Source organism: Agarivorans sp. 1_MG-2023, from assembly GCF_030548385.1.
In the GTDB taxonomy this organism is placed as follows: Bacteria; Pseudomonadota; Gammaproteobacteria; order Enterobacterales; family Celerinatantimonadaceae; genus Agarivorans.
The window spans coordinates 18,974-35,326 of record NZ_JAUOSJ010000014.1; the positions used below are offsets into that span (position 1 = coordinate 18,974).

The window sequence follows — 16,353 nt, forward strand, 5'->3', positions numbered from 1 at the left end:
TTCACATTCTAAGGAGCAAAAAATGGCTGGTAAAACTGCATCTTTGTTCAAAAGCGTACTGGGAGCACTATTTGGTGTTCAATCAGACAAGCAACGCCAACACGACTTCAGCCAAGGCAAAGCGTGGAAATTTATCGTGTTAGGCATTGTGATGGTGATAATGTTTGTACTGAGTATTGCGCTACTAGTAAAAGTGATTACTTAATTAGCGTGGTAGTAAGCCAGTAATTCGGCCACTTTCATGCGTTTATGCCCCTTCCGGCTAATAGTACGGCGCACACTTAGCTGACTCAACTCACTGCTTTGATAGATAGTGCGTGTTAGTGGTAAATCATGATTACTAATCAACACCGATGCCCCGCGCTGCTGAGCAGCTATTGCTAATTCGCCTAAACGTTCTTGGTCGCTGCGATTAAAGCCTTTACTGGCATAGTTGGTAAAACTGGCGGTAGGGCTTAGGGGAGCATAAGGTGGATCGCAATAAACAATGTCGCCGGCTTTAATGTCAGCAAAGGTGTCTACATAACTGCAACAACGAAACTCTGCACGCTTCGCCTTCTCAGCAAAAAACGCTAACTCATGCTCAGGAAAATAAGGTCGTTTGTAAGAACCAAAGGGCACATTAAAGCCACCACTCCGATTGTAGCGACACAGACCATTGTAGCCATGACGATTCATATACAAGAACATTAAGGAACGTTGATAGCTGTCTGTAGTCGCATTAAACCGCTTACGCACCTCATAGTAAAACTCACTCTGATTACACTCAGGCGTAAAGTAAAGCTTGGCGTCGTTAATGAACTTCTGCGGACTTGTTTGCAAAAGTTTATACAGATTAATTAAATCTGGGTTAATGTCGCTTAACAGATAACGAGAATAGTCGGTATTTAGAAATACCGAAGCAGCGCCAACAAAAGGTTCAACTAAAGTATCGCCTTCAGGAAGTTGTTGTTGAATATCTTCAATTAGGCCGTATTTTCCGCCAGCCCACTTTAAAAAAGCACGAGTTTTCTTCATTTCTATTGCGTCAATTCAAACTGTACCTGTTTAAATTGCTTAATCAATGAATCTAGATTTTGCTGTTTTAAACTTGTGCGAGCGGCTTGGGCTTCTTCGCGAGTAGCAAAGTCACCGTAAATAATTTTATAGGGTACGTTGGGGTTAGCACTTGAGCGATAAACCCAAACGTCAAGTGACCATTGGCGTGCAGAGACAAACTGTTGAGCTTTCTCGCGGTTATTCAGCGCCATTAGCTGTAAGGTGTAATGCTTACTTGGCTTAGCTTCTAACAGGGATTTCACATCGGTAACTTTAATTGCTACGTCACTGTTTTCCATCGTTTCAAGGCTTGGGCTAACGGCCTCTTCGGGCAGCTCCGCCAGTAAGTTATCGTTATCTTTAATCTCTGTCACTTGGCCGGTGTCAGCTTTAGGCTCGTTTTGCTCAGCCAATAGTTTATTAACTACGTCGTCTTCAACAATCACTCGTAGCTCATCGCTACTGCTTTGCGAACTAATATCAAGTTCTTCCGGTAAATCTTGAGACGGGAGCTCTGCGGTCTCGACTTGACTCCCGAGTAGGTTTGAACTGCTCGACGTTGTATCTGCAGCACTTTGGCTTGGTGAACTACCATTAGCTAAGGTCGGCTCTTCCATCAAGGCGAGTGCGATACGGCTGTCGTTATTGTCGCCATCGCCGCCCCAGTCGTTAATAACTTGTACCAGCAAACCGGCGACAGCTGCACATAACACCACTGCGATAACCAAATAGAGCTTGTTACGATTAGGACTACTTGCTTCTGACATGGGAATATCTCCGGTAACGATTTGATCGACAAATTGATAAATTAGACGAGGATTTCCTTTCGCCGAGGCTATATGTTGTTCAATGGCTTGTTGATTTTCAAACTCAGCCACATAGTCTGCCCGATTAAACAGTAGTGAAGCGAGTTCAAATGCTTCACTTTCGTTTAACGGAGAGACATCAAAATACAGTACGTCATTGCTTAGCGCATCCAATTGCGCATTAAACTCTGTGCCGCCTTCTGCAAACAACAGCAGCGACATATCGTGATGATAAAGTTGATTGTAGTGTTGATAAAACTCGACTAACTCTTTGAGTATATCGGCGCTCAAGTGCTGTGCATTGTCCACTATCACAACCAAGGGCGCAGCGCTTTCTTTTACATTGCGCTGGAAGCTATCAAATAGCGGATCGTCTTGATTAAAGAGAGGGTCTTTGAGTAACTGTTGAAGCAAATCACGACGCAGCCTACTGCCTTCATCGGCTGCTGCGGAAACAAAAGCGTGATTCGCAAAAGGGGCATGCTCTAATACCGAAGTAGCAAGGGATGACTTTCCTGAGCCAGCCTCACCCGTTACACAAATGAATTTAGCACTAAAGCGAATTTGGGTGATAAGTCTATCGCGCAAACGTAATTGACTTTGCAATTGCGCAAACTCGGCATCGCGCCGCACTTCCACCATTCAAATTGCCTTATTGAAATCGACTGATAACTGTTTTTATATCACTTTCAGTAATTGTATCAACTACTTCTGCTGTACCAATAGAGCTAGGTAGTACTAAACGTAGTTTTCCGTCTAATACTTTCTTGTCACGCATCATATGGGGAATAAACTGCGCTAAGCCCATATTCTGCGGCGGTACAATTGGTAAACCCGTTCGTTCAATCAGCTTACGCATTCGTTCAACAAGCGTTTTATCGATCATACCGGCCAGTTCAGCTGTTTCTGCGGCCATTACCATGCCAGCACCTACAGCTTCACCATGTAACCAAACACCATAGCCTTGTTCAGCTTCAATAGCGTGACCAAAGGTATGCCCAAGGTTTAGGAGCGCTCGAATACCTTGCTCAGTCTCATCTTTAGCAACAACTTCGGCTTTAATTTCACAACAACGAGCTATAGCACGCGTCATTAAAGCAGGGTCTAAATTCATAAGTTGATCAAGATTATCTTCAAGCCAACTGAAGAAATCAGCATCATATATAATGCCATACTTAATCACTTCAGCCATGCCTGCTGCTAGCTCACGCTTATCCAACGTAGCTAAGCAATTGATGTCGATAATCACCGCTTTAGGTTGGTAAAATGCACCAATCATGTTTTTACCCAGCGGATGGTTTACCGCTGTTTTCCCCCCCACCGAAGAGTCAACCTGTGACAACAAGGTCGTAGGTACTTGTATAAAGGGTACCGCTCGTTGATAACACGCAGCAGCAAAACCTGCCATGTCACCAATCACTCCACCGCCAAGCGCCACAATAGTGGTATCTCGGCTGTGTTGCTGAGCTAACAACTCTGAAAAGATTTGATTTAGCGTGTCTAAGTTTTTGTATTGCTCGCCGTCTGGCAAGCTCACTACATCTACGGTGTAGCCGCTTAAACAAGCCATTAGTTGCTCTAAATATAGTGGTGCGACCGTAGTATTAGTGACAACCATAACCTTTTTACTGGAGATGGCTGAACTAAATAAATCAGCTTGGTTTAATAAACCTTGGCCAATAGTAATGGGGTAACTACGCTCACCAAGAGCAACCGTCAAACATTCCATTGTTATTTTAGAATCCTAATAATTCGATGATTTGATTGGCCACTGCTTTGGCACTTTGATCGTCTGTTTTAACGGTGTAATCGGCCACATCGGTGTACATGGGATTACGCTCACCCGCTAAATTTTCCAATACTTCTCTAGGTTCATCTGTTTGAAGTAATGGGCGACGTTTATCACGTTGAGTACGCGCAAACTGCTTATCGATAGTGGTTTCTAAGTAAACTACGATGCCGCGCGCAGAAAGATGATTGCGGTTTTCTTTACTAATAACAGAACCACCACCCGTTGCTAATACGATGCCTTGTTCTTGAGATAGGTCGTCAATAACGCCTTCTTCACGAACTCTAAAACCGGCCTCGCCTTCTACGTCAAACACCCAAGCGATATCGGCACCGGTGCGGCGTTCAATTTCTTGGTCTGTGTCGTAAAATTGCAAGTGTAATTGCTGTGCTAAATGACGCCCGATTGTGCTTTTCCCAGCACCCATTGGTCCTACAAGGAAGATATTTCGTTTCTCAGCCATGCTTCTTCAAATTTGTCTTTGTCTATTTTCTCCCGGCAATGCGGGCACGTGATGTTCAAACCTTAGTAAAAAGATCAGGGCGGGATTATCTCAGTATGGAGGGGACTTTGGCAACCGCAAAATCACTCTCAAATCGAATGACTCGACCTGAGAGTGATTAAAAGGCTTGTTTACAGGGTGTCTAGCAAGATTTTAGGCGTTACAAATATCAGTAACTCATTCTTGTTAACACTCTCAGTAGTCGTGCGGAACAAGTAACCTAAACCTGGGACATCACCCAAAATAGGTACTTTTTTCACTCGATTAACATTTTGCTGTTGGTAGATACCACCTAGTACGATGGTTTCACCATTTTTAACCAGTACCTGAGTACCAATCTCTTGCTTGTTAATCGCAACTGCAGGGCCAGTTGGTGTGAGTACCGCTTCACCTTCTGAATCTTGAGTAATAACTAAGTCAAGAATCACATTACCGTCAGGCGTGATTTGCGGTGTTACTCGTAAGCTTAATACCGCTTTCTTGAAGGTGACCGAGGTAGCACCACTAGAAGCATTTTCTACATAAGGGATTTCACGACCCTGTTCAATGTACGCAGCTTTTTGGTTGGCAGTAGTAATGCGTGGACTTGCAATCACTTCACCTTTGTTTTCTTGCTCTAAAGCTGAAAGCTCTAAGTCAAGAATTTGGCCGTTGGCTAACTTGGCCACTTGGAAGGCGATTGAACCAGCAGGGTCTGCCACCGGTAAATTCACATTCAAACGGTCATCCAAGTCAGGGATGTTACCGGCGAGCACATCGTCAGCGCCTTCTAGAGTACCCGAAGTAATACCAGTGCCACTACCAGCAGAACCAGAACTCGTAACACCCCAGCGAATACCTAACTCTTCACTAACATCGTCACTTACCGTCACCATCCGCGCTTCAATCACGACTTGCTTAACCGCAATATCCAGTTTTTCAACCATCGCTTTGATGTTATTTAGTGATTCTTCAGTATCCTTAATCAACAAGGTATTAGTACGATCATCAACCGCTACCGAACCGCGCTCTGACAGCATTGAAGTCTGCTCGCTTTTCAGTAAAGCTGATAAGTCTGCCGCTTTAGCATAGTTAACTTGAATATACTCTGAGTAAAGCGGAGCTAGATCTGCCACTTGTTGAGCACTTTCTAGCTGTTGACGTTCCTGCTCAGCAAGTTCAGCGGCTGGCGCAATCAACAATACATTGTTATCTAAACGCTTATCTAAGCCTTTCACTTTCAAAATAATGTCTAGTGCTTGCTCCCAAGGCACATCGTCCATACGCAAGGTAATGTTACCGCGTACCGAATCAGTGGTAACCAAGTTAAGCTTGTTAAAGTCAGCAATTAGCTGCAGCACCGTACGCACAGGGATATCTTGGAAGTTCAGGGAAATAGGCTTACCCTGATACTCAACTTTGGCACCTTCTTCAGGTTCAAGCTGCTTAACCTCAACTAAAAACAGTTCGCCTGATTGGTCATAACGGTAATCAAAGTCACCATCAATGGCGATTTTAAGCTGTACCTTAGCATCATGTTTAAACACTTCTACACTTTCAACTGGTGTAGCAAAATCGTTTACATCCATGACATAAACATTTTCTTCAGCAATATCGGTATTGTAAAAATCAACAATTAGGCTGTTGTCTCGGCGCTTAATATCGGCAGCGATTGAACTGTTATTCAAATCAATCATCACCTGGCCTGAACCACCTTTACCGCGGCGGAAGTCTATCCCCTCAACGGTATTAATGGTGGCGTGCTCAACACGGCTAGCATTTTCAAAAGCATCATCAACAGAGCTTTGCGCATTCGCTGCCGCAATTGGCAGTGCACCAAGTTTAATTAATACCCTTTGTGAGTCTTTGCTTACCTGGTAAGGCACCAATCGCTCTAAGGCTAGCACCAGCTGCAAACCTGACTCAGTTTGCAAACTTTGAACTTGCTTAACGCCACCACCTTCAATGGGTAGAGGGTTAATTTTTAATGCAGAACTAGCGTTAGCAACATCAATAACCAACTGATTAGGCGAATATTCGAGGTGGTCGTTTACATTATCGATAGGCTTATCGAAAAGTAACTCTATTTCCACCGCTCCTTTCACCATTGGGTTAGTGTTTAGTTGAATTAACTGAGCATTTGCCCAAGCTTGTGTTATGCAACAAAACACACCAGCCAGCAGCAAGCCGCTTTTGTATACTCCTTGCAGCATCTTTCCCTTCATGCCTATTTCCCTATTGATCAACTTTCGAGAGCGAAAGTTGAGTAGTTCTTTCGTTCCAACAGCCTTCGCCGTCTGAAACAACTTCTTGAATATCCAAACCTACATCGCTTACCTTCACAATCATGCCGTGATGTAAGCCTAAATAGTAACCTTCTTTAACACGATACAGCTCACCACCAGGTGCCTCAACCAAGGCCCATAGGCTTGGTCCGTCACCCAAAATCCCACGCATAGTGAGACTGGATAAAGAGAACTGTTCAAGCGATTGCTTTTGACGCGTGATGCTTGGTGTAACAGTACACTCTTTCTCTGTGTTTAAGGTGGTATCAGCAAGTTCAGCCCTTGGGCTAGTGAACGGATTTCGTCGTTCAGTTGCTTGATAAGCTAAATGCTCAAAAGGTTTAATTTCTGGAACATCTTCCTTAACCGGTACTTTCCGTGCCTTCACTTCCATTACATATTGTTGCAAGTCATCTTGAGACGCCTCACAACCCACTAATGCAAGCAGGGTCAATCCAATAGCTATGGCTCTCATCATTTCCCCTTCGGCGCTGGTTTTTCTTTGTAGCGGTAAGTTTTGGCTAACATCGCCATACTTAATGTTCCGCCATCACCTTGTTTTTTCATGGTGATGTTATCCAAAATAACAATCCGAGGAAGCGCTGCAACAGCACTGACAAAAGCACCTAACTGATGGTAAGTACCACTCACTTCCAGCTTAATTGGTAGCTCAGTAGAAAACTCATGTTCTACTTCTGGCTCCCAATTAATGCGACGAAACTCCAAGCCATTATCAATACCGATAAAGCTAAGTTCATCCAGCAAACCGGGAATCTCATGTTTCTCTGGAAGCTGTTTAAGCAAAGATGAAAATGCCACGCGCATTTCTTCTACTTGCTTTTGGTAAATGGGTAAGTTGCCAGCAATAGCCGCTTTAACTTCAAACTTTGAGCGTAAGTCTTGCTCTTTAGCTTCAAGTTTCACCAACTCTTTTTGCTCGTCTGCAATTTGGTAATAATAAAAGCCTGCAGAAAGCAAACCACACACCACCAAGCCGAAAATAATCTTTGCAACTTTAGGCCAGGTACCAATGCTCTCTAAATCGAGTTCATTTAACTGCTGTAAATCCATTACTTAGCCTCCTTTTTTTCTTCAGGAACACCAAGTTTTACCGCAAAGTTAAGTTGGAACTTACTGAGTTCCATATCCGCTTGTTTACCTGGTAAAGCAACAATGGAACGAATACTAGGGCTACCTAGCCACACTTTTTGCTCAATATTGCGCATCAAGCTAGCCACTCGGTAGTTCGCCTCACTCTTACCATCTAAATTAATTGCTGAGTCTCTAAAGGCTAAGCTATCCAAGTAGATGCCGGTAGGGGCAATTAACGGCAGGTTATTAAAGATTCTAGTTGGAACGTTGCGGCTTTCTTGCAAGGTTTGAATCAATGCAATCCGCTCTTTCAAACTTTTCTTCTGTTCTTTAATTTTGCGAATTTCGCCAATTTGATGATCAAGAATGGCAATTTCTTTTTCAAGAAACTGATTTCGCGCAGTTTGTTTGTCTTGAAGGTTAGTGTAGTAACCCTGCACGCCCAGTAACGCTACCAGAGTAATAGCTGCAGCAGATGCTAAGCCAATCCAAAATTCACGCTTTTGTTTAGTTTTAACCTCATCGCGCCAAGGAAGTAAGTTAATGTTAGACATTATCAAAACTCCTTAAAGCTAGACCCAGCGCAACCATATATTTACCGCCTTCTTGACGAAGTTTTTCGCGGTCAACCGAACGGTCAAACTGACAATCATTAAACGGCGCAGCTTTAATTACTGGCACCTCTAGATCACTTTGCATCTGAAACATCAGTTCATCAGACAAAGCACTACCACCACTAACTGCGATAGCGTCTAAAGATTTATAACCACTGGAGCTTAAAAACAACGACACCTGACGGCGTACATTTTGAATAATACCGCTAACAAACTGAGCAAATACGTCTATTTCGTAGTTTTCCGGTAAGCGACCGCTTACTTTCATCTCTTTCGCTTCTTCTAAGCTAAGACTATAGAAACTCGCAATTTGTTGGGTATATTGAGCGCCACCAAAGTTTTGTGCTCGGTTATATACCACTTCACCTTTATCCAAAATGGCAAAGTTTAACGTGGTTTCACCGATATCAACTAAACCGATAATTTTGCTTTCATCAAACTCTTCGTCTTGCTGGTTAAGCACGTAGTTCCAAGCACGCCCTAAAGCATGTGACTCAACGTCTACAATTTTGGTTTCAAAATCAGCATTGGTTAGCACTTCAGCACGGATGCTTACAGCCTCAGTGCGGGCAGCACTTAACAACACATTATTTCGATTAGGCTCACTTTCGTTAATACCTAACACTTCAAAATCAAGACTAATTTCATCAATTGGAAATGGAATAGAGTTTTCAGCCTCAAGCTCTACTTGGGTCTCTAACTCTAATTCTGACAAACTACTGTCCATGTAAATTACTTTAGTAATTACATGGCTACCTGCTACAGCTGTCGCCACCTGGCGACTACGCGATGGAAGTTTTCGCTTCAATTCGCGTAATGATTCAGTAATCTCTTCCGGAGAAACAACTTGGTTATCGACTAACGCGCCTGTTGGTGTATCAACTTCGGCCACAGACTCAACTTTCAACCCTTTTGAGGATTTTGAAAGCAATAAGCCCTTAATTGTGGCAGATCCAAAGTCGATACCTAACAAAGCAGTCGATGATTTTTTACCTATCCCTAGTACCATGACTCGCCAACTATCTTTTTAAATTTAAACAGTTACCTGTGATTGCAGAATAACGGGTTATTGATTTAGGTGCTAATAGTTATTAAGAAAGTTGTCGAAACAGGTCACAATTTGACGATATAATCGGCGATTCTTTAGATACAGAGTGCAAAATTCGGAATGAAATGGCTTAAAAGACTGTTATTTTTGATTTTCTTAGGGTTTAGCCTTGGGCTAGCAGCAGTCACTGCATTATATTTTTATTTTGCACCTCAGTTGCCCGACGTGACAACTTTACGAGATGTGCAACTACAAACCCCCATGCGAGTATTTAGTGCGGATGGCGAGTTAATCTCCCAATTTGGAGAGAAACGCCGTATTCCCTTACAAATTGATGAGGTTCCCGAACAAATGCTGCAAGCATTTTTGGCTACCGAAGATGCCCGCTTCTATTCACATCCAGGTATCGACCCAATTGGTATTACTCGGGCTGCAGTAAACTTGATCGCTACCGGCGAAAAAAGCCAAGGCGCAAGTACTATTACTCAACAAGTAGCGCGTAACTTTTTCTTAACTCGGGAAAAAACTTACATCCGCAAGATCAAGGAGATCTTTTTAGCGATAAAAATTGAACAGGAATTATCGAAAGATGAAATTCTGGCTTTATATCTCAATAAAATCCCCTTGGGCTATCGCTCTTTTGGTGTCGGCGCCGCTGCACAAGTATATTACGGAAAAACAGTAGATCAGCTTACACTACCGCAAATAGCGGTTATTGCGGGTTTGCCCAAGGCTCCTTCTGCGTTAAACCCTATTCGCTCTCCAGAGCGTGCCCGCGACCGTCGCCGTGTGGTATTGGGCCGTATGTTAGAAACCGGCTATATTGATCAAGCAAGCTTTGATGAAGCGAATCAAGCACCGATTACTGCGACTTATCACGGCGCTGAAATCAGCCTCGCTGCGCCTTATTTGGCCGAGATGGTTCGTCAGCAAATTCTCGAGCAATTTGGCGAAGATGCGTACACGACAGGCATGGATGTGTATACCACCGTGACTGCCAAACGACAAAATGCCGCAACCGACGCGTTACGAACAAACCTTAAAAGTTATGATCAACGCCATGGTTTTCGCGGCGCGATTAAACAGCTATGGAAAGACCAAGAACCAGCGTTAAGCCAGGAAGACATAAACAAACAACTCGCCAGTTTACCTAATTACGGCGTACTACGTGCTGCAGCAGTAATATCGACTACTGACAACAGCGCAAATATTCTAGTTAAAGGTGGAAAGCTTGGTGTAATCGCCTGGGATCATATGAAATGGGCACGTCGGTTTATTACTGATACTCGCCAAGGTCCTGCGCCTAAGTTAGCCGGTGAGATACTATCTGCCGGTGATGTAGTATGGGTAGAAGCAATCGCCGATAACCTAGATACCGCAGGCAAAGAAGCTAGTGACAGCAGTGAGCCTGAGAACCAACCTCTAGCAAGCAGCTACTCGCTTTCTCAGCTTCCGGATGCTGGCGCTGCACTAATTGCTATTTCTCCATTAGACGGAGCTGTAGAGGCCTTAGTGGGTGGATTTAGCTTTAATCAAAGCAAATTTAACCGAGTTACTCAGGCCAGCCGTCAAGTAGGCTCAAATATAAAACCATTTTTGTACTCGGCAGCCTTTGAGCAGGGTATGACCTTAGCCACATTGGAGAACGATGCGCCTATTAACCGTTGGGATAAGGCAATGGGAGTGGCTTGGCGCCCGAAAAACTCCCCGCCTGTTTATGATGGCCCTATCCGTCTGCGAGTGGCTTTAGCTCAATCTAAAAACGTTGTTTCAGTACGTTTAATGCGAGATTTAGGTATAGATGCCGTTATTAAACATTTAGCCAAGTTTGGCTTCCCAGCAAACGAGCTACCGCGCAACGAATCTCTCTCTTTAGGCTCAGCATCGTTAACGCCCATGCAAGTTGCCAGTGCCTATGGTTCTTTTGCCAATGGCGGATATTTAGTGAGTCCTTATTTCATTGACCGTATAGAAGATGGCGAAGGCAATATCATCTTCCAGCAATTGCCAAAAGTAGCCTGTGATTCATGTTTTGAAACCATTGAGCACGCCCCTAGTTTGGGCAAGTTACTCAATGTTAAAGGTAATCCTTTAAAACAATGTGATATTTCATTTGCTCAAGAAGATGATTTAGCACCAAGAATTATTAGTGCTGAAAATGCGTTTTTGGTCTCGCAAGCGATGAACAGTGCCGTTTGGGGCGGTGGTAGTTGGGCACATAAAACAGGTTGGAATGGTACCGGGTGGCGAGCAGCGAAAGAGCTTAAACGTCGAGACATAGCCGGTAAAACGGGTACAACAAACGATGCCAAAGACGCTTGGTTCTCAGGTTTCTCTCCCGACCTAGTGGTGACATCTTGGATTGGTTTTGATGACTTTAACCGCGAGTTAGGCGAGGCATCGTACAATGCTAATTTAGACAAAAACCAAGTTACCGGAAAAGAGTTCGGCGCAAGAACTGCTCAGCCAGCCTGGATCGATTTTATGAAAGTAGGTTTAGAAGGCGTGCCAGAACAAGCCTTCACACCACCTAAAAACGTAAGTACGGTAAGGATTGATCGCACCACCGGTTTGTTGACCAAATCGAGCGATCACACAACTCGCTTTGAGTACTTCGAGAACGGTACCGAACCCAAAGAATATGTAAAACCATCTTCAGGTTCAGTATTTGATAGTGAAGAAGAAGAGTTGTTCTAAGCTAACTCTGTATGAGATTGAATCAGTTTAGCTAACTGATTAAAGCATGGTCGTCGAACCGAGTTGTTTCTATAAAGCAGACTTATTCGGCGACTAGGCTCTGGGGAGCTAAAGTGGCGATAACAAATGCCATTTTGTTCTTCAGTATCTGGTATCGCGAGTTGAGGTAATAAGGTAATACCCATTCCGGCCGCAACCATATGCCGTAAGGTTTCTAAGCTGGTTGCTTTAAAACTGGTATCTTCTTTGGCACCAGCTGCAAAACAGTAACCCATCGCTTGGTCACGCAAACAGTGACCATCTTCTAACATGAGTACTTGCTCACCGCTCAGTTCAGAGAGTTGAACTTCTTGCTGATTTTGCCATTTATGGTTGCTTGGCATTGCCAACATTAAGGGTTCATCAAACAAATCAATTGAGCCAAAACGCTCCATGTCTGGTAAATAAGCCAGCAGCAGACAATCAAGCTCGCCCTCTTCTAATCTTTGTAATAAAACATGAGTTTGTTCCTCATAAAGAAACAACTCCATTTCACTAAACTCTTCACGAATATGTGGCACGATTTTGGGTAACAAATAAGGAGCAACAGTAGGAATTAAACCCACATGCAACGGCCCAGCCATAGGTGCTTGGAAGCTTTTAGCCATGTCCTTCAAGCCTTTAACTTCGAGTAGAATGGTACGCGCCTTAGCTGCAAGCTCATCGCCAGCATGGGTGAAAATCACCTTCCGCGATGTTCGCTCAATCAGCAGTAATCCGAGTTCTTCCTCTAACTTAGCAATTTGGCCGCTTAAGGTGGGTTGGCTAACAAAACACTTTTCTGCCGCTTTGCGGAAGTGTTTTAGCTCTTGTAGTGCAACCAAGTATTCTAGATCTCTTAAATTCATTTAATTCTCATTTTCAACTTTGCTGAACACTAGCGCAGTGCTGCAATAGCTAATCATTTTTCCTTAGCTTACCATCATTAGTTGTCTGTTCATCAAATATGCGACTTCAGTTAGGGAGTGACTAGCAGCTAAATGAAGATTCAAGCCAGAAAGGCAGGTATTGCTAAATGGGAAAAACAGCCAGTAGCAAAGCAACTGGCAGTTTAACTAGTAGGTTACTTAACCGCAGCTTGGATTCGAATAGCAGCAATATCGAGCAAGTTAATTGCAGCATCTTTGGTATCAGTAAAAGTGCTATTAGCAGCTAAATAACTCATATTGTAAAAATCGTACAAAGCCAGTGAGTAGTTGCCAATGGCTAACTCAGCCTGCAGCGGTGTAGAGTACACCAGTGGCTTAGTATTAGCCTGAGTACGCGCATGTGGCATTTGGATTGGCCCCTCTGCCACTACATCACCACTGCTATTTTTAACTACCATCCACTTCACCGCGTTGGTTACTCCTAGATTAATCGCGTTATGGTCATTATGGTATTTAAGTTGAATGTTATAGCTGCCGTTGGCGCTAATTTGTAAATTGCTCACACTTAAACTATCGCCTTGGTTACCCCATTGCTTTAAGTAAGCTTGAGCAATCACCGCATCGGCAGGGCTTGCCGCAACGTTACTACTTACCCGAGAATCACTCACCAGTATTTCTTGGCCCGATGAATAACACTGCGGCACACTGTGATGCGACACATTGTCTGAGGTGCTAAATACTGCTTCTACGCTATAACAAGCAGCAACGCCTGCTTCGGGGGCAATGTTGTCTAGATAAACGCCTAAGGCTTGTTGAGCGCCAATTTGATCACCATTACGGTAGATGCGATAACTTACTGGTTCGTTGTTTTGAGTATCACTTATCTCTAGCGCTAGCTTGCCTGCCTCTAAAAATACTCGTTCGATCACTGGAGAGAATGGAGCAAACACTTGTGGGGCTTGGCTAGCTAGAGCCTCAGCTGTCACCTGAGTAATATCATTAGCTCCTGCTACCAAATCTCCTAGTGTAATCACTATGCTATTACTGTCTGCCAATGCCGACCAGGCGATTGAAGAAGCATTGCTTGTCCCATTTAAACTGACACTTTGAACAGGATAATAGCCAGGCTCGTCACTCTCTGCGGGCAATTCGATTTGTACATCAATATTGTGACCACGCAGGGTAAGCCCTTGTAAACTAATAGTGCTGTTATTGGCAAACAGGGTACGGCGTAATTTACTGGTGATAAACGGATTGAGATTTATGCCGCTCTCTTCTGTTTGCACGCCAAACACACCATCAATCACCATGCCTACATAGGCCCCCACAGACCAAAGCTGGCGAGTCGAATTAATCACCGGCCCAGATAATCCCGGATTATCGATATCCAATAAATTAGGTTTAAGGCTTAACCATTCTAGGTTTTCCATATTCGACAGATTCAGCGATGCAGCCCGAATCAGGGTATCAAAGGCAGCATCGGCCACCGCAACATTATTGGTGCTTATCGCCGCTTTCAACCCATAAGCAGTCACAAATGGCCAAACTGCACGATTGTGGTAAACAGCAATTCCCGGTTGCTGAGGAAAGATAACCGGCGCGCCTAAGTCGCCGTGTGGATAATTGGCCACAACACTTGCCGCTTGCGAGCTATCAGCAATACCGCTTACCACCGCTAAAGCTTGGCCTAACCAATCAAACTTGTATAAGGCTGCGCCATCTTGATGACCAGCAATAATGCTACTGTACAAACCTTTATCGGCTAACCAAAACTCTTGGTTAATAGCATTTTTAAGATCACTTGCCCAACCCAGATACTTAGCTGACGCAACACTGTCTCCCAACTCTTGGGCTAACGATGCAGCCAGCTGAATTGCTTGGTAGTGCAGTACATTAGTAGATAAGGCTTTGCTGCTGCCTAGACTCGCAATGTCGTTAACAATCCAGCTGGCGTAGCTTTGTTCACGCCAATCAAGAAACGACTGTTCGCCTCTATATAAGCCGTCTTGCGTGTCAAACGCAGCAACTCGATCATTCTCTAAGGTATTAACTAATGCTGGGTATGCTTGGTTCACAAAAGCTGTTCGATCATTGCCACTCAAATTATGCAGTAGCTTTTCGGCCCCCATTGCCCAAGTAACGCGATCGGTACTGATTGGCCAACTTCCGCCCGTGCCAGTATCTTGTACAATCTGTAAACCGTCGTCAGACCCTTTTGCGTAAGCGGGTTTAGTTTGCCCTTCACGGTATGGTGACAGCTTAAATTCTAATGAGTTTTTAACACGCAGAGGATCAATCATTGCCAAGCCCAAGTGAGCAGCGTAAGACAGATCTCTGGTCCACACGTAGTGCCATTTAGCTCCCGTTTCAAAACAATCACATGGAATAGCTTCACCCCCGTTGTAATTGTCATCAACAATCTCGCTTACGCTGTTTTGCACCGTTTCATTTAGGGCCAGCGCAAACAAGCCGTCAAAGGCAATGTTTCCGGTACGTACCTTAGCCTGGCCAGCTAGCTCTTGGTAAAGTACGTAGTTATTGCCGGGGTCCCGTAAATCTTGAGTCGTTGATTGGGCATATTCGCGTAGTTCTGCCGCTGCCGTTTTAACTGAAAATGTCGCTTTGCTAACATCGTCATCAACGGTATTCGGGTAATTCAACTCAAGGGTGAGCTCATGATCCAAATGGGGATCTATGGTTACATCACCGCTACCATCGGTTTCAGTAACACTAAAGACCAGTGCAGAAGGTTGACTAGCATCGATAGTAAACTGGTAAAAAGCCGTTTCTGTAACAAAAAAACTACTGTTCGGGCCACTTTCCTCCAAGGTGTACTCTTTATCTAGCTCTGCCACCACCGGATTATCGGCATCCAACACCCACTCGCTCGACCAATCAGCATAAGCCAATTTAAACTCATGGTTACCGGGGGCGATTTGCTTAGTTAGCTGATATTGGTTATCACCTAAATACTTCAGCTCATCATCACTAGTCCAGCCATTAAAGCCGCCGCGAATATAGAGTTTTTGAGCTAATGGAGGTATATCTTCCTTGTAGCTAAATACCGGAGAAGAGAGATCCTCGCCTACCGTTAACACAAAATCATAAACACCTGCATTTTCTAACACTAAAGACATATTCGCAGCTGCTTCGCCAATGGCTAGAGGGTAATCGGTGTTAGGGCTGAGCTGAGTTAGCTCATCAATATTTGCTGTAAAGGTTGTCTCTAAGGTCCAGTTTTCATCGGCGACCTTAAACTCATGAACTCCTGCGGTAAATTCAGTGTTATCTAAGTGATAATTTTCGCCATTAAAGCTCATCTTAAACTTCTCTTCGGCAGACCAACCGCTAAAGCTGCCTTTCAAAAATAAAGGAGCTTGGTAAGGAGCCGCACTCACACAAGCGGTACCCTCGGCATTTTGTTCTAAGGGCGGAGCGCAATTTAACGATGAATCATCAGATAAACAGCCGTTCAGCAATATAATTGAGCTAAGGCCAATAAAGCCTCTGCTCACTGTAATTTTTGTTAGCATTTGTTATTCCCACTATAACGATTATTCAGTACTTTGCTCTGCGTTTACAGCCGCCAAGAAAC

13 protein-coding genes are annotated in these 16,353 nt (G+C 44.0%); 2 read left to right on the top strand and 11 right to left on the bottom strand.

Annotated features, from left to right (window positions below; all coding sequences use genetic code 11):
* Window positions 1-22: 22 nt before the first annotated feature.
* The gene (locus tag Q4592_RS17890) at window positions 23-205 is read left to right on the top strand and encodes a DUF2970 domain-containing protein (RefSeq protein WP_303515714.1); all 183 of its coding nucleotides are present in this window, start codon (window positions 23-25) and stop codon (window positions 203-205) included.
* On the opposite strand, the gene Q4592_RS17895 is transcribed toward Q4592_RS17890, so the two are convergent.
* The 9 genes from Q4592_RS17895 to pilM form a co-directional block, all read right to left on the bottom strand.
* On the bottom strand, window positions 202-1,017 hold the full coding sequence (locus Q4592_RS17895; RefSeq protein ID WP_303515716.1) for a Dam family site-specific DNA-(adenine-N6)-methyltransferase: 816 nt from the start codon (window positions 1,015-1,017) through the stop codon (window positions 202-204). The genes Q4592_RS17890 and Q4592_RS17895 overlap by 4 nt on opposite strands.
* Window positions 1,018-1,019: 2 nt before the next feature.
* Complete coding sequence (locus Q4592_RS17900) at window positions 1,020-2,486, bottom strand: AAA family ATPase (RefSeq protein WP_303515718.1); 1,467 nt, start codon at window positions 2,484-2,486, stop codon at window positions 1,020-1,022.
* A gap of 10 nt (window positions 2,487-2,496) precedes the next feature.
* The gene (gene aroB / locus Q4592_RS17905; protein WP_303515720.1) at window positions 2,497-3,573 is read right to left on the bottom strand and encodes a 3-dehydroquinate synthase; all 1,077 of its coding nucleotides are present in this window, start codon (window positions 3,571-3,573) and stop codon (window positions 2,497-2,499) included.
* A gap of 7 nt (window positions 3,574-3,580) precedes the next feature.
* Window positions 3,581-4,096: a shikimate kinase AroK gene (aroK, locus tag Q4592_RS17910; RefSeq protein WP_137673876.1), complete on the bottom strand. Its 516-nt coding sequence runs from the start codon at window positions 4,094-4,096 to the stop codon at window positions 3,581-3,583.
* Between the two features lie 170 nt (window positions 4,097-4,266).
* Complete coding sequence (gene pilQ, locus Q4592_RS17915; protein WP_303515724.1) at window positions 4,267-6,339, bottom strand: type IV pilus secretin PilQ family protein; 2,073 nt, start codon at window positions 6,337-6,339, stop codon at window positions 4,267-4,269.
* 10 nt (window positions 6,340-6,349) lie between these two features.
* Window positions 6,350-6,877, bottom strand: a complete 528-nt coding sequence (locus Q4592_RS17920) for a pilus assembly protein PilP (RefSeq protein WP_137673874.1) — start codon at window positions 6,875-6,877, stop codon at window positions 6,350-6,352.
* A complete protein-coding gene (locus Q4592_RS17925) occupies window positions 6,874-7,470 on the bottom strand; it encodes a type 4a pilus biogenesis protein PilO (protein ID WP_303515727.1) in 597 nt (198 codons plus the stop codon). Before Q4592_RS17925 ends, Q4592_RS17920 begins: the two co-directional genes overlap by 4 nt.
* A complete protein-coding gene (locus Q4592_RS17930; protein ID WP_137673872.1) occupies window positions 7,470-8,045 on the bottom strand; it encodes a PilN domain-containing protein in 576 nt (191 codons plus the stop codon). Before Q4592_RS17930 ends, Q4592_RS17925 begins: the two co-directional genes overlap by 1 nt.
* Window positions 8,038-9,114 carry a type IV pilus assembly protein PilM gene (gene pilM, locus Q4592_RS17935; RefSeq protein WP_137673871.1) on the bottom strand — a complete coding sequence of 359 codons (1,077 nt, stop codon included), beginning with the start codon at window positions 9,112-9,114 and terminating at the stop codon, window positions 8,038-8,040. Before pilM ends, Q4592_RS17930 begins: the two co-directional genes overlap by 8 nt.
* Window positions 9,115-9,273: 159 nt before the next feature.
* Here pilM and Q4592_RS17940 point away from each other — a divergent pair, with 159 nt between their 5' ends.
* On the top strand, window positions 9,274-11,850 hold the full coding sequence (locus tag Q4592_RS17940; protein ID WP_303515731.1) for a penicillin-binding protein 1A: 2,577 nt from the start codon (window positions 9,274-9,276) through the stop codon (window positions 11,848-11,850).
* On the opposite strand, the gene oxyR is transcribed toward Q4592_RS17940, so the two are convergent.
* Together oxyR and Q4592_RS17950 are read right to left on the bottom strand one after the other, a co-directional pair.
* A complete protein-coding gene (gene oxyR / locus Q4592_RS17945; protein ID WP_137673869.1) occupies window positions 11,847-12,737 on the bottom strand; it encodes a DNA-binding transcriptional regulator OxyR in 891 nt (296 codons plus the stop codon). The genes Q4592_RS17940 and oxyR overlap by 4 nt on opposite strands.
* Before the next feature lie 215 nt (window positions 12,738-12,952).
* Entirely contained in the window at window positions 12,953-16,291 is a 3,339-nt protein-coding gene (locus Q4592_RS17950) for an esterase (RefSeq protein ID WP_303515734.1), read from the bottom strand.
* Between the last annotated feature and the right edge of the window lie 62 nt (window positions 16,292-16,353).